We start from the raw sequence: 19,283 nt of genomic DNA, 5'->3' as shown, positions 1-19,283 counted from the left end.
AACGTCCCCTTACAGCTTCATCAGGCTGGCGTCGTCGACCGAGGCCGAGTGGCGGGAACGGAACACCGACACGATGATCGCGAGCCCGACCACGACCTCCGCGGCGGCGACGACCATCGTGAAGAAGGCGATGATCTGGCCGTCGAGATTGCCGTGCATCCGGGAGAAGGTCACGAACGCGAGGTTGCAGGCGTTGAGCATCAGCTCCACGCACATGAACAGCACGATCGCGTTCCGCCGGATCAGCACACCGGCCGCACCGATGGTGAACAGCAGGGCAGCGAGATAGAGGTAGTTGACCGGATTCACTTGGCGACCTCCTCTTCTTCGTTGTCCCGGCCGAGCCGCTCCTCGGAGCGCTGCTCCAGCGCCCGGAGTCGGTCCAGCGATTCGTGCGAGACGTCGCGGATCTGGCCGCGGTCGCGCAGGGTGCCCATGACGGTGAGCTCGGAGGGCGTGCCGTCGGGGAGCAGACCCGGGATGTCCACCGCGTTGTGCCGGGCGTAGACGCCGGGGGCGGGCAGCGGCGGGAGCTGCGTACCGCGCACCCGCTCCTCGGACAGCTCGCGCTGGGTCTTCGCGCGCTCGGTGCGCTCCCGGTGGGTGAGCACCATCGCGCCGACCGTCGCGGTGATCAGCAGGGCGCCGGTGATCTCGAAGGCGAAGACGTACTTGGTGAAGATGAGGCTGGCCAGCCCCTCCACGTTTCCGCCGTGCTCGGTGTTGGCGGTACCGAGCCCGTTGAAGCTGCTCAGCGAGGCGTTGCCGATGCCCGCGATCAGCAGGACCCCGAAGCCGAGGCCGCAGCCCGCGGCCAGCCAGCGCTGGCCCTTCAGGGTCTCCTTCAGCGAGTCGGCGGCGGTGACGCCGACCAGCATGACCACGAAGAGGAAGAGCATCATGATCGCGCCGGTGTAGACGACGATCTGGACGATGCCCAGGAAGTACGCGCCGTTGGCGAGGTAGAACACCGCCAGGACGATCATGGTCCCGGCGAGGCTCAGCGCACTGTGCACGGCCTTCTTCATGAGGATGGTGGACAGCGCGCCGATCACGGCGACGACGGCGAGCACCCAGAACTGGACGGCCTCGCCGGTCGAGGTCTGGGAGGCCGCGGCGGCCAGGGCGGTCATGCGCCCACCCCCTGCGCCGAGCCGTTGTTCTCGTGGTGGGTGTCGTCGTCCGGCTTCTCGCCCTTGGAGACGGCGGTCTGGCGTTCCGTACCGGGGGCGGCCTCGGTGACCAGACCCCGGTAGTAGTCCTGCTCGTCCATCCCCGGGAAGATCGCGTGCGGGGTGTCGACCATGCCCTCCTCCAGGCCCGCGAGCAGCTCGTCCTTGGTGTAGATGAGGCTTTCGCGGGTGGTGTTGGCCAGCTCGAACTCGTTGGTCATCGTCAGCGCCCGGGTCGGGCAGGCCTCGATGCACAGTCCGCACAGGATGCAGCGGGCGTAGTTGATCTGGTAGACGCGGCCGTAGCGCTCACCCGGGGAGTAGCGCTCCTCGTCGGTGTTGTCCGCGCCCTCGACGTAGATCGCGTCGGCCGGGCAGGCCCAGGCGCACAGCTCGCAGCCGACGCACTTCTCCAGCCCGTCCGGGTGGCGGTTGAGCTGGTGCCGGCCGTGGAAGCGCGGCGCCGTCACCTTCGGCGTCTCCGGATACTGCTCGGTCAGCCGCTTCTTGAACATGGCCTTGAAGGTCACGCCGAAGCCGGCGACGGGGTTCAGGAACTTCTCTCCGGAGGATCCGGAAGATCCCGAGGATCCCTCGGACCCCGGAGTCCCCGGGGAGTTGGGCGACTCAGACACCGTCGGCCTCCTTTCCGTCACTCGCGTTTCCGTCACTCTGAGTATCCGCCCCGCCACTGACAACGAGCTCCCGCTCGCCCCGCGGCCTGCGGCGCGGCACCGGCGGCAGGGTCTGTCCGGGCAGGGGCGGCACCGGGAATCCGCCCGCCATCGGGTCGAAGGCCGGCTCCGGCCCGGCGGCCGCGTCGGCGGCCCGCTCCTTCTTGTCGCGGAAGAGGTCGGCGACGAAGGAGAGCAGCAGGATCGCGAGCACCGCCCCGGCCACGTACAGCACGATCCCCGAGAAGTCGTACCCCTCGTTGCGCAGCGCCCGCACGGTGGCGACCAGCATCAGCCAGACCACCGAGACCGGGATGAGGACCTTCCAGCCGAGCTTCATCAGCTGGTCGTAGCGGACCCGGGGCAGCGTGCCGCGCAGCCAGATGAAGAAGAAGAGGAGCAGCTGGACCTTGATGACGAACCAGAGCATCGGCCACCAGCCGTGGTTCGCGCCCTCCCAGAAGGTGCTGATCGGGTACGGGGCCCGCCAGCCGCCCAGGAACAGGGTCGTGGAGACGGCGGAGACGGTGACCATGTTGACGTACTCGGCGAGCATGAACATCGCGAACTTGATGGACGAGTACTCGGTGTTGAAGCCGCCGACCAGGTCGCCCTCGGACTCCGGCATGTCGAACGGGGCCCGGTTGGTCTCACCGACCATCGTGACGATGTAGATGATGAACGAGACCGGCAGCAGAAGGATGAACCACCGGTCCTGCTGGGCCTCCACGATCTTCGAGGTCGACATCGACCCGGAGTAGAGGAAGACCGAGGCGAACGCGGCGCCCATCGCGATCTCGTAGCTGATCATCTGGGCGCAGGAGCGCAGACCGCCCAGGAGCGGGTACGTCGATCCGGACGACCAGCCGGCCAGGACGATGCCGTAGATCCCGACCGAGGCGACCGCGAGGATGTAGAGCATCGCGATCGGCAGGTCGGTGAGCTGCATCGTGGTGCGGTGCCCGAAGATCGAGACCTCGTTGCCGGACGGGCCGAAGGGGATGACCGCGATCGCCATGAACGCCGGGACGGCGGCGATGATCGGCGCGAGGACGTAGACCACCTTGTCCGCGCGCTTGACGATCACGTCCTCCTTCAGCATCAGCTTGATGCCGTCGGCGAGCGACTGGAGCATGCCCCAGGGACCGTGCCGGTTGGGGCCGATGCGCAGCTGCATCCAGGCGACGACCTTGCGCTCCCACACGATCGAGAAGAGCACGGTCACCATCAGGAACGCGAAGCAGAACACCGCCTTGATGACGACGAGCCACCACGGGTCGGTGCCGAACATCGACAGGTCCTCGGCGGCGAGCACGACGCTGTGCGGTGCCGCGGCCAGTTGCGCGAAGGCACTCACGCCCCCACCTCCGGTGTGACGTCGGGGGTCCCCGGCGTGGCGGGGCCGATCCGGACCAGGCCGCCGGGGAGGGCACCGGTGTCGGCCAGCACGCCCCGCCCGGCGGAGTTCAGCGGCACCCAGACCACCCGGTCCGGCATGTCGGTGACCCGCAGCGGGAAGGTGACGCTGCCCGTCGGGCCGGTGACGGCCAGCAGGTCGCCGTCCTTCACCCCGGCCTCGGCGGCGGTGGCCGGGGAGAGCCGGGCGACCGCGGCGTGCCGGGTGCCGGCCAGCGCCTCGTCGCCCTCCTGGAGCCGGCCCAGGTCGAGCAGCATCCGGTGGCCCGCGAGGACGGCCTCGCCGTCGCCGGGCCGGGGCAGCGGGCGCGCCGCCTCGTTCGGCTCGGCGCCGTGCGCTCCGGTCCAGCCGCCGAACCGGTCCAGCTCGCGGCGTACGGACTTCAGGTCGGGCAGCGCGAAGCGGGCGGCGGCCGTCACGTTCCCGGTACGGGCCATGGCGTCGGCCAGCATGTGCAGCACCCGGGCGTCGGCCGGGGCGAGCGTACGGGTCATCTGCTCGGGCTTCAGCGCGGCGTCGAACATCCGCACCCGGCCCTCCCAGTTGAGGAACGTGCCGGGCTTCTCGGCCACCGCGGCGACCGGGAGCACCACGTCGGCGCGGTCGGTGACCTCGCTCGGCCGCAGCTCCAGCGAGACCAGGAATCCGACCCGGTCCAGGGCCTTTAGGGCGCGGGCCGGGTCCGGCAGGTCCTCGGTCCCGACCCCGGCGACCAGCAGCGCGGCCAGTTCGCCGGTGGCGGCGGCCTCGATGATCTGGCCGGTGTCGCGGCCGAAGCGGCCGGGGAGTTCGCCGACGCCCCAGATGGAGGCCACCTCGCCGCGGGCCCGCGGGTCGGTCGCCGGACGGCCGCCGGGCAGCAGCGACGGGAGCGCGCCCGCCTCCACCGCGCCGCGTTCCCCGGCCCGGCGCGGGATCCACACCAGCGCCGCCCCGGTCGCGGTGGCCGTCCGCAGCGCGGCGGTGAACCCGCCCGGCACTCCGGCCAGCCGCTCGCCGACCACGATCACGGAGCCCTCGGCGCGCAGGGCCTCGGCTGCCGCCGCGCCCTCGCCGTCGAGTCCGACGCCGCCCGCGAGGGCGTCCAGCCACTCGGTCTCGGTGCCGGGGGCGGCGGGCAGCAGCGTGCCGCCGGCCTTGGTGAGGCCCCGGGTGGCGTGCGAGGCGACCGCGTACGTGCGCTGCTTGTGCTTGCGGTGGGCCTTGCGCAGCCGCAGGAAGACGCCGGGGGCCTCCTCCTCCGACTCGAAGCCGACCAGCAGCACCGTCGGCGCCTTCTCCAGCGAGCCGTACGTGACGCCCGTGTTGTCGAGGTCCCGGCCGCGGCCGGCGACCCGGGCGGCCAGGAAGTCGGCCTCCTCGCCGCTGTGCACGCGGGCCCGGAAGTCGATGTCGTTGGTGTCCAGGGCGACCCGGGCGAACTTGCTGTACGCGTAGGCGTCCTCGACGGTCAGCCGGCCGCCGGTGAGCACGCCCGTGCGGCCGCGCGCGGCGGCCAGTCCGGTCGCGGCGGCGGCCAGCGCCTCGGGCCAGCTCGCCGGTTCCAGGACGCCCTCGGCGTTGCGGACCAGCGGGGTGGTGAGCCGGTCGCGCTGCTGGGCGTAGCGGAAGCCGAAGCGGCCCTTGTCGCAGACCCACTCCTCGTTGACCTCGGGGTCGTTGGCGGCGAGCCGCCGCATGACCTTGCCGCGCCGGTGGTCGGTGCGGGTGGCGCAGCCGCCCGAGCAGTGCTCGCAGACCGAAGGCGAGGAGACCAGGTCGAAGGGGCGGGAGCGGAACCGGTACGCCGACGAGGTCAGCGCGCCGACCGGGCAGATCTGGATGGTGTTCCCGGAGAAGTACGACTCGAAGGGGTCGCCCTCGCCGGTGCCGACCTGCTGGAGCGCGCCGCGCTCGATCAGCTCGATCATCGGGTCGCCCGCCACCTGGTTGGAGAACCGGGTGCAGCGCGCGCAGAGCACGCACCGCTCGCGGTCCAGCAGGACCTGGGTGGAGATCGGGACGGGCTTCTCGTACGTCCGCTTCCTCCCCTCGAAGCGGGAGTCGGCCTCGCCGTGCGACATCGCCTGGTTCTGCAGCGGGCACTCGCCGCCCTTGTCGCAGACCGGGCAGTCCAGCGGGTGGTTGATGAGCAGCAGCTCCATCACACCCTTCTGGGCCTTCTCGGCGACGGGCGAGGTGAGCTGCGACCTGACCACCATGCCCTCGGTGCAGGTGATGGTGCAGGAGGCCATCGGCTTGCGCTGGCCCTCGACCTCGACGATGCACTGGCGGCAGGCGCCGACCGGGTCGAGGAGCGGGTGGTCGCAGAAGCGCGGGATCTCGATGCCGAGGAGTTCGGCGGCCCGGATGACCAGGGTGCCCTTGGGCACGCTGATCTCGATGCCGTCGATGGTCAGCGTGACCAGGTCCTCGGGCGGGATCGCCGCCTCGCCGCCCCCGGAGGGCGCACTCGTGGTGACTGTCATGCGTTCACCCCCTGGTGAGCGTTCTTGTCGTCGGCCCAGGCGGTGGACCGGGCGGGATCGAAGGGGCAGCCCTTGCCCGTGATGTGCTGCTCGTACTCCTCGCGGAAGTACTTCAGCGAGGAGAAGATCGGCGAGGCGGCGCCGTCGCCGAGGGCGCAGAAGGACTTGCCGTTGATGTTGTCGGCGATGTCGTTGAGCTTGTCGAGGTCGGACATCCGCCCCTTGCCCGCCTCGATGTCGCGGAGCAGCTGGACGAGCCAGTACGTGCCCTCGCGGCAGGGTGTGCACTTGCCGCAGGACTCGTGGGCGTAGAACTCGGTCCAGCGGGTGACGGCGCGTACGACGCAGGTGGTCTCGTCGAAGCACTGGAGCGCCTTGGTGCCGAGCATGGATCCGGCGGCGCCGACGCCCTCGTAGTCGAGCGGTACGTCGAGGTGTTCGTCGGTGAACATCGGGGTGGACGAGCCGCCCGGGGTCCAGAACTTCAGCCGGTGGCCGGGGCGCATGCCGCCGCTCATGTCGAGCAGCTGGCGCAGCGTGATGCCGAGCGGCGCCTCGTACTGGCCGGGGGTCGCGACGTGCCCGCTGAGCGAGTACAGGGTGAAGCCGGGGGACTTCTCGCTGCCCATCGACCGGAACCAGTCCTTGCCCCGGTTCAGGATCGCGGGAACCGAGGCGATGGACTCGACGTTGTTCACCACGGTGGGGCAGGCGTACAGGCCCTCGACGGCGGGGAAGGGGGGCCGCAGCCGGGGCTGGCCGCGTCGTCCTTCCAGCGAGTCGAGCAGTGCGGTCTCCTCACCGCAGATGTACGCGCCGGCGCCCGCGTGCACGGTGAGTTCCAGGTCGAGCCCGGAGCCCAGGACGTCCTTGCCGAGGTAGCCCGCCTCGTACGCCTCGCGCACGGCTTCGTGGAGCCTGCGCAGTACGGGGACGACCTCGCCGCGCAGGTAGATGAAGGCGTGCGAGGAGCGAATCGCGTAGCAGGCGATCACGATGCCCTCGATGAGGCTGTGCGGGTTGGCGAAGAGGAGCGGGATGTCCTTGCAGGTGCCCGGCTCCGACTCGTCGGCGTTGACCACCAGGTAGTGCGGCTTGCCGTCGCCCTGGGGGATGAACTGCCACTTCATCCCGGTGGGGAAGCCCGCGCCGCCCCGGCCGCGCAGGCCGGAGTCCTTGACGTAGGCGATGAGGTCGTCCGGCGTCATGGCGAGGGCCTTGCGCAGCCCCTCGTACCCGTCGTGGCGCCGGTAGGTCTCCAGCGTCCAGGACTCCGGTGCGTCCCAGAACGCGGAGAGGACGGGGGAGAGGAGCTTCTCGGGGCTGTCCCCGTTCCCGCCTCCGTTGTCGTCGAGTTCGGTCGTCAACGTCATCACTCCCCCTCCTCGTCGGTCGGGCGTTCACCGCGCGGGGCGACGACGCGCGCGTGCGGCTCCTCGCCCTTGGCGAGCCGGAGGCCGACCAGCGAGGCGGGGCCCGCGCCGCCGGTGGCCTCGACGGCGCCGGGTCGCTCGTCGGGGAATCCGGCCAGGATGCGGGCGGTCTCCTTGTACGAGCAGACCGGGGCGCCGCGGGTGGGTTCGACGGTGCGCCCGGCGATGAGGTCGTCGACCAGTCGGGTCGCGCTCTCGGGCGTCTGGTTGTCGAAGAACTCCCAGTTGACCATCACCACGGGGGCGAAGTCGCAGGCCGCGTTGCACTCGATGTGTTCGAGGGTGATCTTCCCGTCGACCGTGGTCATGTCCGTACCGTCGTTGCCGACGCCGAGGTGTTCCTGGAGCCGTTCGAAGATGGCGTCGCCGCCCATCACCGCGCACAGCGTGTTGGTGCAGACGCCGACCTGGTAGTCGCCGCTGGGGCGGCGCCGGTACATCGTGTAGAAGGTGGCGACGGCGGTGACCTCGGCGGTGGTGAGGCCGAGCATGTCGGCGCAGAACGCCATGCCGGTGCGGGAGACGTAGCCCTCCTCGGACTGCACCAGGTGGAGCAGGGGCAGCAGGGCGGAGCGGCTGCCGGGGTAGCGGGCGATCACCTCCTTCGCGTCCGCTTCGAGCCTGGCGCGCACCTCGGCCGGGTAGGCGGGGGCGGGGAGCTGCGGCATCCCCAGACTGACTTCCTTGGGTGCTTCGGTCACCGGTCGACGCCTCCCATCACGGGGTCGATGGACGCGACGGCGACGATGACGTCGGCGACCTGGCCGCCCTCGCACATCGCCGCCATGGCCTGGAGGTTGGTGAAGGAGGGGTCGCGGAAGTGGACCCGGTAGGGGCGGGTGCCGCCGTCCGAGACGACGTGCACGCCGAGCTCGCCCTTGGGCGATTCGACGGCGGTGTACGCCTGCCCGGCCGGGACCCGGAAGCCCTCGGTCACCAGCTTGAAGTGGTGGATCAGGGCCTCCATGGAGGTGCCCATGATCTTCTTGATGTGGTCGAGCGAGTTGCCCAGTCCGTCCGGTCCGAGCGCGAGCTGGGCCGGCCAGGCGATCTTCTTGTCGGCGACCATCACCGGTCCGGGGGCGAGCCGGTCGATGCACTGCTCGATGATCCGCAGCGACTGGCGCATCTCTTCCAGGCGGACGAGGAAGCGGCCGTAGGCGTCGCAGCTGTCGGCGGTCGGGACGTCGAAGTCGTAGGTCTCGTACCCGCAGTACGGGTCGGTCTTGCGCAGGTCGTGCGGGAGTCCGGCGGAGCGCAGGATCGGGCCGGTGGCGCCCAGCGCCATGCAGCCGGTCAGGTCGAGGTAGCCGACGTCCTGCATGCGGGCCTTGAAGATGGGGTTGCCGGTGGCGAGCTTGTCGTACTCCGGCAGGTTCTTCTTCATGGTCTTCACGAACTCGCGGAGCTGGTCGACCGCGCCGGGCGGCAGGTCCTGGGCGAGCCCGCCGGGGCGGACGAACGCGTGGTTCATGCGCAGGCCGGTGATCAGCTCGAAGAGGTCGAGCACCAGCTCTCGGTCGCGGAATCCGTAGATCATGATCGTGGTGGCGCCGAGCTCCATGCCGCCGGTGGCGATGCACACCAGGTGCGAGGAGAGCCGGTTGAGCTCCATCAGGAGCACGCGCAGGACGCTGGCCCGGTCGGGGATCTGGTCCTCGATGCCGAGGAGCTTCTCGACGCCGAGGCAGTACGCCGTCTCGTTGAAGAACGGCGTCAGGTAGTCCATGCGCGTGACGAAGGTGGTGCCCTGGGTCCAGCTCCGGTATTCGAGGTTCTTCTCGATGCCGGTGTGGAGGTAGCCGATGCCGCAGCGGGCCTCGGTGACGGTCTCGCCGTCGATCTCCAGGATCAGCCGCAGCACGCCGTGGGTGGAGGGGTGCTGGGGGCCCATGTTGACGATGATGCGCTCGTCGTCGGACTTGACCGCGGAGTCGACGACCTCGTCCCAGTCGCCGCCGGTGACCGTATATACGGTGCCCTCGGTCGTCGCGCGCGGGGTTGCGTGGGGAGTGGTCATCAGGAGTACGACCTCCGCTGGTCCGGAGCCGGAATCTGGGCGCCCTTGTACTCAACGGCGATGCCGCCGAGCGGGTAGTCCTTGCGCTGCGGGAAGCCCTGCCAGTCGTCCGGCATCATGATCCGGGTGAGGGCGGGGTGCCCGTCGAAGACCAGCCCGAAGAAGTCGTAGACCTCGCGCTCGTGCCAGTCGTTGGTCGGGTAGACCGCGACGAGGGACGGGATGTGCGGGTCCTCGTCCGGGGCCGACACCTCCAGGCGGATCAGCCGGCCGTGCGTGAGCGAGCGCAGGTGGTAGACGGCGTGCAGCTCGCGGCCCTTGTCGCCGGGGAAGTGGACACCGCTCACCCCCGTGCAGAGCTCGAAGCGCAGCGCCGGGTCGTCGCGCAGGGTCCGGGCGACCCGGGGCAGGTGTTCGCGGGCGATGTGGAAGGTGAGCTCGCCCCGGTCGACGACGGTCTTCTCGATGGCGTTCTCCGGGAGGAGGTCCTGCTCCTCCAGGGCGCCTTCGAGTTCGTCGGCGACCTCGTCGAACCAGCCGCCGTAGGGGCGGGAGGCCGCGCCGGGCAGGGTCACGGTGCGGACGAGGCCGCCGTAGCCGGAGGTGTCGCCGCCGTTCTCGGCGCCGAACATGCCCTTGCGTACGCCGATGACCTCGCCGGTGTCCGCGCGGGGGGCGGGCACGGCGTTCGGGTTCTGCTCGTCCTGGTTACGGCTCTCGCTCACCGCAGCAGCCCCTTCATCTCGATCAGGGGCAGTGCCTTGAGCGCGGCGTCCTCCGCCTCGCGGGCGGCCTCCTGCGCGTTGACCCCGAGCTTGGAGCCCTGGATCTTCTGGTGGAGCTTGAGGATCGCGTCCATCAGCATCTCGGGCCGGGGCGGACAGCCCGGCAGATAGATATCGACCGGGACAATATGATCAACACCCTGAACAATGGCGTAATTGTTGAACATTCCGCCCGATGACGCGCAAACGCCCATCGAGATGACCCACTTGGGATTGGGCATCTGGTCGTAGACCTGCCGCAGGACGGGAGCCATCTTCTGGCTGACCCGTCCTGCGACGATCATCAGATCCGCCTGCCGCGGCGATCCGCGGAAGACCTCCATCCCGAACCGGGCCAGGTCGTACCGCCCGGCCCCGGTCGTCATCATCTCGATGGCGCAACAGGCGAGGCCGAAGGTGGCGGGGAAGACGGAGGACTTCCGCACCCAGCCGGCGGCCTGTTCGACAGTGGTCAGTACGAAGCCGCTGGGCAGCTTCTCTTCGAGTCCCATGGTGTGCTCCTCAGCCCCTAGTCCTCAGTCCCAGTCCAGGCCGCCGCGACGCCACACATAGGCGTAGGCGACGAAGACGGTGAGCACGAAGAGCAGCATCTCCACGAGCCCGAAGATCCCCAGGGCGTCGAAGGAGACGGCCCAGGGATAGAGGAAGACGATCTCGATGTCGAAGACGATGAAGAGCATCGCCGTCAGGTAGTACTTGATGGGAAAGCGGCCGCCTCCGGCCGGAGTGGGGGTGGGTTCGATCCCGCACTCGTACGCTTCGAGCTTTGCCCGGTTGTACCGCTTGGGGCCGATAAGCGTGGCCATGACCACGGAGAAGATCGCAAACCCTGCCCCGAGGGCGCCGAGCACGAGGATGGGCGCGTAGGCATTCACGCTCCTCGCTCCTTCCAGTCGTCCTTGACCGTTGGACCGCATCGGGCGACCGGCTCACCGCCTCACCAAGATCGTGCTCATGTGAGGCAGTTCACAAGCCCGACTGCCCCGCATCCTATGCCCGCCATCCTGTGATCTGCGACACGGGGTGCAGCAACGTCTTTGTGATCTCCACCACCTGACGAAGGATCATGAAGTCGGATGAGCGGTGATCTTCACACGTGAAGCGGTCGAGTGATCACGAGACGTGACATCCGAGGTTGTTACCGCTGGTCAAACGGCTGTCGCCCTATCAAGAGATGGCCTTACCAAGCAAATTGGCGATGGACGTCACGGGGTGATAGAGACCCCCGCTCCGAACCCCGCCCCCGGACGCCCCGGCCACACCCCGAGGGCGGCGCCCCCTCCGCCCGCGCCACCGGAACTCACCCGCGCATGGCAGCCCGGAGAGCAAAGTGGACCCACGCGAACATGTGCGCCTTTACGGACGAATGGAGCATCTCCCCCGCGAGGCGCCGCCTTGGGCGCATGGCGCATAACTGCCCCTCATGCGCCGATCGCACTGTGACCTGCGTCACGCACCCAGGGGCGCGGTAAAAGCGGGCTTGGCCATCAGTGCGGGCGGATGGTAGGCGCCGGGCAATTCGGGCGTATTGCCGAAAGTCCGTGATCACAGCGGTGATCAGGCATGCCCGTTTTGCCCGTTACGGCGTCAATAAAGCCCTCCAGGAAGCGGATTCACAGATTCCGAACGTAACTGTGTCGCAACACACGTTTCTTGATGGGAGGCCCGGAGCCCTGATAGCGCTAGTACCCATGTCCCACACCGCTCACATACCCAGCCACCGGAAGCCCCGCCGGAACGCCCCGAAGACGGCGCTGCGTGCCGGAGTTGCCGGTGGCGTCCTCAGCACCATCGCCGTGGCGGGCACCGCCGGTTCGGCCCAGGCCGAGCCGGTGACCCAGACCATCGAGATGCCCACCCTCACCTCCGGGCTCTCCACCGCCGTCGCCGCGTCCGCCGAGGCCACCCAGCAGGTCGCCCAGGACCTGCAGACGCAGGCCCAGCAGGACGCCGCCGCGACCACCGCGGCGAAGGCCGCCAAGAAGGCCAAGGCCGAGGCGGTCCGCAAGGCCGAGGCCAAGAAGAAGGCGGAGGCCGCCGCCAAGGCGAAGGCCGAGGCCGCCGAGCGCGCCTCCCGCACCGCCACGCGTACGACGCTCAGCGCGTCCGCCGGCTCCACGAGCACCGCCGGCGCCCCGTCCGTCTCGTCGAACGCGACCGGCTCCGCCGCGTCCGTCATCGCCTTCGTGAAGGCCCAGGTCGGCGACGCCTACGTGTCCGGCGGCACCGGCCCCAACTCGTGGGACTGCTCCGGCCTGGTCCAGGCCGCGTTCCGTACGGTCGGCGTCGACCTGCCGCGCGTCTCGCAGGCCCAGTCCACCGCGGGCACCCAGGTCTCGCTGAGCAACCTCCAGCCGGGCGACATCCTGTACTGGGGCGGCGCGGGCAGCGCGTACCACGTCGGCGTCTACGTGGGCGGCGGCCAGTTCGTCGGTGCGCAGAACTCCAGCACCGGTGTGGTGCAGCGTCCGCTCTCCTACGACCCGCCGTCGGGCGCGGTCCGCGTTCTCTGATCCACCAGCGCACCGGCACGCCGGTGCGTCGGCGCGTCCGTTGGCCGATACGTCGGCACGCCGACGCCCACGGGCCGTACGCCGTGGAAGGGCCGTCGCCTCCCCCGCTCGGGAGCGACGGCCCTTCGCCGTTCCCGGCCGGGGTGGTGCTGCCCCCACCATGGGCTCGGTGCTGGCCCCCCGAACTATTCGGGGGGCCGCTTTACTGCCTGTTCCGACTGCCGACAGCACGATGAATACATGCAGTCAACGCCCGCGCATTCACCCGGTCGCGCCCGTGATCCCTTCATAGACATCATCAGAGCCCTGTGCGTTCTGGCGGTCATTTCCCAGCACTGGCTCATGCCGGTACTGACCTATGAGAACGGCCGGCTGAATACCGGGAACGCACTCGCCGGTCCCGGTTGGTGGATCGTCACCTGGCTGACCCAGGTGATGCCGATGGTCTTCTTCGCCGGTGGCGCGGCGAATTTCTTCTCGTTCCGTTCGGTGGATTCGGTTCCCGAATGGCTCCGGGGCAGGATCGCGCGTCTCCTGGTGCCGGTCGTGCCCCTGGCCGGCGTATGGCTGCTGCTGCCCCACCTCCTGATCGGCGCGGGCGTGCCCCGGCAGCCGGTGCTGATGGCGGGGAAGATCGCGGGGCAACTGCTCTGGTTCCTCGCGGTGTACGTGCTCGTCGTCGCGGTCACCCCGCTGATGTACCGGTGGTACCGCCGCCACGGCTGGCGGGTGCTCGGCGTGCTCGCCGCGTCCGCCCTGGTCATCGACGTGCTGCGGTTCCAGATCGGCCCGGCGGTCGGCTTCCTGAACGCCCTGTTCGTCTGGCTGGCCGCCCATCAGCTCGGCTTCCACTACGCCGACGGCGGGCTGCGCATGCGGAGCGGCTGGACGGCCCCGGCCCTGGCCGTTGCCGGTTTCGGACTCACCGCCGTCGCCGTGGTCCTCGGCCCGTATCCGGCGTCGATGATCGGAATGCCCGGGGCACCGGTCTCCAACATGAGCCCGCCGACCGCGGTGATGCTCACGCTGACGGCGGGACAACTCGGCCTCTGGCTGACGCTCAAGCCGCTGATCGTCCGATGTGCCGGACGCCCCCGGGTCACGGCCGTACTGGGCTGGTGCGGGGCGCGGTTCATGACCCTGTATCTCTGGCACATGCCCGCTCTTGTCATGACGGCCGGAATATTCGTGGTCGGATTCGGTTTCGCCACTCCGGCCCCCGGCAGCGCGTTGTGGTTCGCGATGGTCCCGATTTGGGTCTCCACCGCGGGATTCTTCCTGGTGTGTTTCACCCGGATATTCGGCCGCTTCGAATTCCGGCGCCGTTCCGCCGGTTCCGGTGCGGTGGTACGGACGGGCCCCGGCCGGGTCGCCGCCGCCGCGGTGCTCGCCGCCGCCGGTCTCCTCGGCCTCGCCGCCCAGGGTTTCGTCGCCCCCGACGGGACACCGACTCCGGTGCTGTGGGTGCTGCTGGTGCTGGCGGCCCTGTTCGCCGCGCAGGAGAGGCGCGTGGCCGAGAGGCCCGTGCCCGGGAAGCCCGTACGCGAGAACCCCGTGCCCGGGAAGGCCGTACCCAAGAAGCCCGCCCTGGCCGCCCCGCTCCCCGCTCCCCGCAGCGCGGGAATCCGTATGAGCTAGGCTCGCCGGGGTGCGATCAGGGGCCCCGGACCGGGCGCCTGTGCAGGTACCGGCCTGTTGGGCCAGGATGTGAGGCGGCCCGTGCGGGACTATGTGCTGATGCTGTTCGTCACGGCTGCGGTGACGCATCTCCTGACCGCGCCGGTACGGAAGTTCGCCATCGCGATCGGGGTGGTCCCCGAGGTCCGGGCGCGTGACGTGCACCGCGAGCCCACCCCGCGCCTGGGCGGCATGGCCATGTTCGGCGGACTGCTGGCCGGACTGCTGGTCGCCTCGCACCTCCCGCAGCTGGAAGAGATCTTCACCCAGAGCTCCACGCCCCGGGCCCTGCTGTCCGGGGCGACGCTGATCTGCCTCCTCGGTGTGCTCGATGACAAATGGGGCGTCGACGCGCTGGTCAAGCTCGGCGGACAGGTCCTCGCCGCCGGAGTGATGGTCTTCCAGGGGCTGACCATCCCCTGGCTCCCGGTGCCGGGCACGGACGGCATCTACCTCTCCGACTGGCAGAGCACCCTGCTGACCGTCGGACTCGTCGTCGTCTCCATCAACGCGGTCAACTTCGTCGACGGACTCGACGGACTGGCCGCGGGCACGATGGGCATCGCGGCGACGGCGTTCTTCCTGTACGCGTACCGGCTCTGGTACGGCTACGGGATCGAGGCCGCCGCGTCCACCACGCTCGTCTCCGCGATCCTCGCGGGCATGTGCCTCGGCTTCCTCATCCACAACTCCCACCCGGCGCGCATCTTCATGGGCGACTCGGGCTCCATGCTGCTCGGCCTGCTCATCGCCGGATGCGCCGTCTCCGTCACCGGGGACGTCGACCCGAGCCTCCTCAACCAGTCGGTGGACGGCACGTCCGGCTCGGCCGCGATGGTGCCGGTCTACATTCCGCTGCTGCTTCCGCTCTCCGTCATCGCGCTGCCCGTCGCGGACCTGGTGCTGGCCGTCGTCCGGCGCACCTGGAACGGGATGTCCCCGTTCGCCGCCGACAAGGGCCACCTCCACCACCGGCTGCTCCAGCTCGGCCACTCGCACCGCCGGGCCGTGCTGCTCATGTACTTCTGGTCGGCGCTCTTCTCGTTCGGAATCGTGGCCTTCTCGGCGCGGGGCGCCAAGTCCTGGATGCTGTACGGGATCGCGGGCGTCTGCGCGCTGGGCCTGTTCCTGCTGCTCCAGCCGCGCTACGAGGCCCGCCTCACCCGCCGTCTGTTCCCCCGTAACCGCTTCCCCCGGCGCTTGTTCGCCCGCCGCCGCAAGGGCCGCGTCATCGCCAGTGGCAGCACCCCGGCCGACGCCCCCCGCGCCTCCGTGGACGCCGGGAACCGAGCCGCCTGACGGGTCCGGCGGTTCCGGGACCGTCCCGGGGCCCTTCCCCGCGCGGCCGGTTCATCCTTTGGTCGGGCCGTCGTGGACTTTCGGCGGACGCCCCCGCCCGGACCCGCTCGGCATGCTGACGGTACCGCCCGAGCAGCCGACCATCCGGGAGCCGAAGTGCGTCACCACAGCAAGCCCAACGCGAGGATCAGCCGAGCCGGGTTCCTGGCCGGGGCCGGGGCGATCGGGGCCGCCGCAGCCACCGGACCGCTCCTGACCAGCGCCCCCGCCGCGGCAACCCCGGCACCGAAGTCCGGCCGGGGCCTCACCCATCGCGGGGTCTGCTACACGATCGGCGCCGGCGAGACCCCCGGCACCGCCTGGAGCACCACCCGTATGCGCGCGGACCTCCGCGCCATCAAGGAGGACCTGCACGCCACGTCGGTCGAGGTGACCGGCGACGGCGTCGACCGCCTCAACGCCACCGCGTCCGAAGCCGCCGAGCTCGGCCTCCACATCTGGCTCCAGCCGACCCTGGGCGACCGTCCCGCCGAGGAGATCCTCGACCACCTCGCGGAGACCGGCCGCCACCTGGAACGGCTCCGCCGCCAGGGGGCGCGCGCCGACCTGAGCGTGGGATGCGAGTTCTGGCTCTTCGTACCGGGCATCGTGCCCGGCGACAACGCGCAGGAACGCATCCGCAACCTGATGGACGGGAACTTCGACCCGGAGCTGATGATGCGGCGCCTGGCCGCGTTCACGGAACGGGCCGCGGCGGTCGGCCGGTCGGTCTTCGGCGGCAAGCTGTCGTACGCGGCCGCCCAGGACGACGAAGTGGACTGGAACCTCTTCGACATCGTCGGCATCGACTACTACTCGTACTTCCCCGACCGGGCCCAGTACGCCCGCGAACTCCGCCGCTACCTGCGCTGGGGCAAGCCGCTGGCGATCACCGAGTTCGGCACGTGCGCGTACCGGGGAGCGCCCGAACTGGGCGGCATGGGCTGGGACACCGTCGACTACACGAAGCAGCCGCCCGAGATCAAGGGCGACCTGGTCCGCAGCGAACGCACCCAGGCCGCCTACCTCACCGAACTTCTCGGCGTCTTCGAGGAGCTGGGCCTCTACGCCGCGATGGCCTTCGAGTTCCTCACCCCGGACGCCCCGTACTCCCCCGACCCGCGCTACGACCTGGACATGGCGAGCTACGCCGTGGTGAAGCCGGTCAAGAACCGGTTCGACGACCCGGCGTCCGACTGGCACTGGGAGCCGAAGCAGGCTTTCCACGCCCTGTCCCGCTGCTACGCCCGAGCAAGCCGCCACTGACGAGCGCGCCGGACGCCTCTTGGGTCAGGTCCGTGAAGGAAGCGGGCTCTTCGCGGACCAGAAGTCCGACGTGACATCGGGGAACGGAATCTTCCCGTCGGCGTAGTTCGGCCCGACCGTTTCTGCCTTCGGCGGCGCGACCTCGGAACGATCCACACACGGTGTAGCAACTTCGAAGAAAGCCTGTCCGTTGCTGCCGATGAGGACGCGCACGTTGAACTGATCGGGAGTCCGGTAATACATGGCGGGGATCTCCGAGGTGTTCACTGAGAGCTGCTTGTATCCCTTGCTTGCCCAGTAGCGTTCGATCACCCCCAGGAAGCTTCCTCGCCGCTCCTTGGAGATGATCGTCATCACCGCCCGGCGCCTCTGCACGTCGCAGCTACCTTCCGTCGAACGCCCATGCGTCCAATGCACTGCCGGTTTGATGGCGGCGAAGGTGCCGTCGAGGATGTCGTCCGCCCTCGTCGCCGCCTCCTGCATGTCCATCCTCACTCCCCTGTTCGTCGAATCGCCACCCGCCCCGCATCCGGCCGCGAACAGCATCCCGGCTGCCAGGATCACGGATCCCCATTTCTTCATCGAGGCGTCTCCTGCTTGATCGCCTCCGGTTTTCCGGCCACGATCCGGGCGATGTTGTCGGCCGAATCCTGATCTTTCGTCGGGTCGAAGTAATTCGAATGAGCCGACATTTGCCCCCGGTCTTCCACTACGGTTTCCCCATCGGCCACCAAGAATCGGGTCGCCCCGAAGTTCTTGCTCGCTGGGTCCGTACCGAACCAGCGCTCACTGGGGTCGGTCTGCGCGTCTTGCGCCATGAAGCTGCCGATCCCTCCGACGATGGCGCCGGAACCACCCCCGATCAACGCGCCCGGAGGTCCGGCGATGCCGGCGCCCAGAACAAGTCCGGTCGAGCCTCCGCCGACCGCGCCGGAGACCATTCCGGTTGCTTCCGCATGGCTCGGGAGCTTGGTGACAATGTCGTTCTCGGCCGCACCCACGAACACATGCCCCTTGCCCACATGGAACTCCCCGGCGTTGTCCGCGCCGGTTCCGGGGCTTCCGACCAGGATGATGTCGTCGGCGCCGGGGATTCCTCCTTCCGACCGGGCCGCCAGCCCCACCGTGAGGGAGCCGTAGGAATGCCCGATGGCGGTGGTATGCGGAGCGCGACCTTCATGCGTTGCGGAGATCCCCGCCATGAAGGCGTTGTAGTCGGGGGCTCCGGCCGCGGCGTCATTCGTGAACATCACGCTTTTGCCACTGGTCAGGTCGCCCGGTGTCAGCTGGGGCGCGTCGTAGCCGAGCCACACGATCGACGCGTTTCTGCTGCCGGGGTCGACCTCCTGCGCGCCAAGAGCCGTCTGCAGCGCGCGGTTCACCGTTCCGTCGGCGAAATCCGCGTCCAGTTTGGTGCCGAGACCCGGCACGTACGCCGAGACGTTGTCGGCGGTGTCGGGGTTGCCGTAGGCGATGATCGCGCGGCCGTTGCCCTCGTCGCCGATGCCCAGCAGGTACATCGGCGGTTCGCCGCCCTGTTCCAGTTTCTCCTGGATGCCCTTCAGACCGCCCAGCATGTCCCGGGAGGCTTCGTCGTGCCTCGCGCCGAGTTCCCCGATGAGGAGGTGGAGGTTCTCCCGGTTCGCCTCGTCTCGTGCCAGCGCCGGAATTCCGTCCAGGTTCCCGATCAGCCCGGGAAAGGCGGAGATGTACTCCTCGCGCTGTTCCTCGCCGAGGCGGTCCCACCAGTCCTTGCGCTCCGCGGGCGAGGCGTCGAGCGGAATGTTCTTCTCCAGGTACTGCTGGGCGGCGCCGCTCACCGCGTCGGCGTCCGCCGCCGCGTCCGCCCACGTTCCGGTGTCCACCGTGAGGCCGGGGGCCGCCTTGAGCCTGGCGAGGGCGGTGTCGTACCGCTCGTCGATCTCGCGCGCCTCCCGTAACGCGTGGGCGAGGCGGTCCGCGATGTCCTGGGCCTTGGCGCGGTGCGGGTTGGGACTCTTCAGGGCCGGTGCGCCCGATGCCCTGGCCGGGTCGTACATCCCGTTGGCGTCGAAGTACAGCCCGGGGTTCCCGGCGCCGATCAGCCCGTTGTCACCCACGGCCGAGCCGCCGGGCAGCGGCTCTCCGGTCAGCTCGTTCCGGCCGCCGGCCGGGAAGCCGACGCTTCCGTTGTCGTTGACGGAGTATCCGAGGGAGGCGGCGTCCGCGAGCGCGTCGCGTAATCGGCGCTGCGGCGCGCCGAGTTCACCGGCGAGGCCGTCCAGGACACCCCGAACCAGGGCGGTTTCGGTGTGGACGTAGTGGTAGTTCTCGCTCAGCCGCTTCAACCGCTCGACCGCCGCGCGGGCGGATTCGCTGTCCTGGGTCCTGGCGAGCCTGCCGGCCATGTCCCTGTCGACACGCTCACGGGCGTCGTCGGCGAACGCGGAGGCGGCACGCCAGCCGTCGGCGGCGCCGGTGAGCCGGGACAGTTCGAGGTCGCGGAGCTGCTGCCAGCTCAGCCCGGGTGCGGTACTCATG

At 69.7% G+C, this 19,283-nt stretch carries 17 protein-coding genes; 4 read left to right on the top strand and 13 right to left on the bottom strand.

Annotation, left to right across the window (positions count from 1 at the left end; genetic code table 11):
- Positions 1 to 9 precede the first annotated feature (9 nt).
- The 11 genes from nuoK to ACF08W_RS23595 are packed head-to-tail and all read right to left on the bottom strand — an operon-like array spanning position 10 to position 10,844.
- A complete protein-coding gene (nuoK, locus tag ACF08W_RS23645; RefSeq protein WP_352276016.1) occupies positions 10 to 309 on the bottom strand; it encodes an NADH-quinone oxidoreductase subunit NuoK in 300 nt (99 codons plus the stop codon).
- The gene (locus ACF08W_RS23640; protein WP_352276015.1) at positions 306 to 1,133 is read right to left on the bottom strand and encodes an NADH-quinone oxidoreductase subunit J; all 828 of its coding nucleotides are present in this window, start codon (positions 1,131 to 1,133) and stop codon (positions 306 to 308) included. The genes nuoK and ACF08W_RS23640 overlap by 4 nt, the downstream gene beginning before the upstream one ends.
- Positions 1,130 to 1,807 carry an NADH-quinone oxidoreductase subunit NuoI gene (gene nuoI / locus ACF08W_RS23635; RefSeq protein WP_392280439.1) on the bottom strand — a complete coding sequence of 226 codons (678 nt, stop codon included), beginning with the start codon at positions 1,805 to 1,807 and terminating at the stop codon, positions 1,130 to 1,132. The genes ACF08W_RS23640 and nuoI overlap by 4 nt, the downstream gene beginning before the upstream one ends.
- A complete protein-coding gene (nuoH, locus tag ACF08W_RS23630; RefSeq protein WP_392280438.1) occupies positions 1,800 to 3,203 on the bottom strand; it encodes an NADH-quinone oxidoreductase subunit NuoH in 1,404 nt (467 codons plus the stop codon). Before nuoH ends, nuoI begins: the two co-directional genes overlap by 8 nt.
- Complete coding sequence (locus ACF08W_RS23625; protein WP_392280437.1) at positions 3,200 to 5,731, bottom strand: NADH-quinone oxidoreductase subunit G; 2,532 nt, start codon at positions 5,729 to 5,731, stop codon at positions 3,200 to 3,202. The genes nuoH and ACF08W_RS23625 overlap by 4 nt, the downstream gene beginning before the upstream one ends.
- Positions 5,728 to 7,104 (bottom strand): NADH-quinone oxidoreductase subunit NuoF, encoded by a 1,377-nt coding sequence (gene nuoF, locus ACF08W_RS23620; RefSeq protein ID WP_352276010.1) that lies wholly within the window; start codon positions 7,102 to 7,104, stop codon positions 5,728 to 5,730. The genes ACF08W_RS23625 and nuoF overlap by 4 nt, the downstream gene beginning before the upstream one ends.
- Entirely contained in the window at positions 7,104 to 7,832 is a 729-nt protein-coding gene (nuoE, locus tag ACF08W_RS23615) for an NADH-quinone oxidoreductase subunit NuoE (RefSeq protein WP_385208657.1), read from the bottom strand. Before nuoE ends, nuoF begins: the two co-directional genes overlap by 1 nt.
- A 29-nt stretch (positions 7,833 to 7,861) precedes the next feature.
- Positions 7,862 to 9,184, bottom strand: a complete 1,323-nt coding sequence (locus tag ACF08W_RS23610) for an NADH-quinone oxidoreductase subunit D (protein ID WP_352276008.1) — start codon at positions 9,182 to 9,184, stop codon at positions 7,862 to 7,864.
- Positions 9,184 to 9,909 (bottom strand): NADH-quinone oxidoreductase subunit C, encoded by a 726-nt coding sequence (locus ACF08W_RS23605; RefSeq protein ID WP_352276006.1) that lies wholly within the window; start codon positions 9,907 to 9,909, stop codon positions 9,184 to 9,186. Before ACF08W_RS23605 ends, ACF08W_RS23610 begins: the two co-directional genes overlap by 1 nt.
- A complete protein-coding gene (locus ACF08W_RS23600; RefSeq protein WP_352276005.1) occupies positions 9,906 to 10,460 on the bottom strand; it encodes an NADH-quinone oxidoreductase subunit B family protein in 555 nt (184 codons plus the stop codon). Before ACF08W_RS23600 ends, ACF08W_RS23605 begins: the two co-directional genes overlap by 4 nt.
- A 24-nt stretch (positions 10,461 to 10,484) precedes the next feature.
- Complete coding sequence (locus ACF08W_RS23595) at positions 10,485 to 10,844, bottom strand: NADH-quinone oxidoreductase subunit A (RefSeq protein ID WP_352276004.1); 360 nt, start codon at positions 10,842 to 10,844, stop codon at positions 10,485 to 10,487.
- Between the two features lie 816 nt (positions 10,845 to 11,660).
- Here ACF08W_RS23595 and ACF08W_RS23590 point away from each other — a divergent pair.
- The 4 genes from ACF08W_RS23590 (at position 11,661) to ACF08W_RS23575 (ending at position 16,763) form a co-directional block, all read left to right on the top strand.
- A complete protein-coding gene (locus ACF08W_RS23590) occupies positions 11,661 to 12,482 on the top strand; it encodes a C40 family peptidase (RefSeq protein ID WP_385207961.1) in 822 nt (273 codons plus the stop codon).
- Between the two features lie 240 nt (positions 12,483 to 12,722).
- Entirely contained in the window at positions 12,723 to 14,120 is a 1,398-nt protein-coding gene (locus ACF08W_RS23585) for an acyltransferase (RefSeq protein WP_392280436.1), read from the top strand.
- A gap of 69 nt (positions 14,121 to 14,189) precedes the next feature.
- Complete coding sequence (locus ACF08W_RS23580) at positions 14,190 to 15,458, top strand: MraY family glycosyltransferase (RefSeq protein ID WP_392280485.1); 1,269 nt, start codon at positions 14,190 to 14,192, stop codon at positions 15,456 to 15,458.
- 156 nt (positions 15,459 to 15,614) lie between these two features.
- Positions 15,615 to 16,763 carry an abortive phage infection protein gene (locus tag ACF08W_RS23575; protein ID WP_392280435.1) on the top strand — a complete coding sequence of 383 codons (1,149 nt, stop codon included), beginning with the start codon at positions 15,615 to 15,617 and terminating at the stop codon, positions 16,761 to 16,763.
- A 24-nt stretch (positions 16,764 to 16,787) separates the two neighbouring features.
- On the opposite strand, the gene ACF08W_RS23570 is transcribed toward ACF08W_RS23575, so the two are convergent.
- Positions 16,788 to 17,345: a hypothetical protein gene (locus tag ACF08W_RS23570; RefSeq protein WP_392280434.1), complete on the bottom strand. Its 558-nt coding sequence runs from the start codon at positions 17,343 to 17,345 to the stop codon at positions 16,788 to 16,790.
- The gene (locus ACF08W_RS23565; RefSeq protein ID WP_392280433.1) at positions 17,342 to 19,282 is read right to left on the bottom strand and encodes an alpha/beta hydrolase; all 1,941 of its coding nucleotides are present in this window, start codon (positions 19,280 to 19,282) and stop codon (positions 17,342 to 17,344) included. Before ACF08W_RS23565 ends, ACF08W_RS23570 begins: the two co-directional genes overlap by 4 nt.
- Position 19,283 lies beyond the last annotated feature (1 nt).

Source organism: Streptomyces sp. NPDC015144, from assembly GCF_043079735.1.
In the GTDB taxonomy this organism is placed as follows: Bacteria; Actinomycetota; Actinomycetes; order Streptomycetales; family Streptomycetaceae; genus Streptomyces.
Note: the sequence above shows the minus strand (reverse complement) of the source record. Positions and strands in the feature narration are given on the sequence as shown.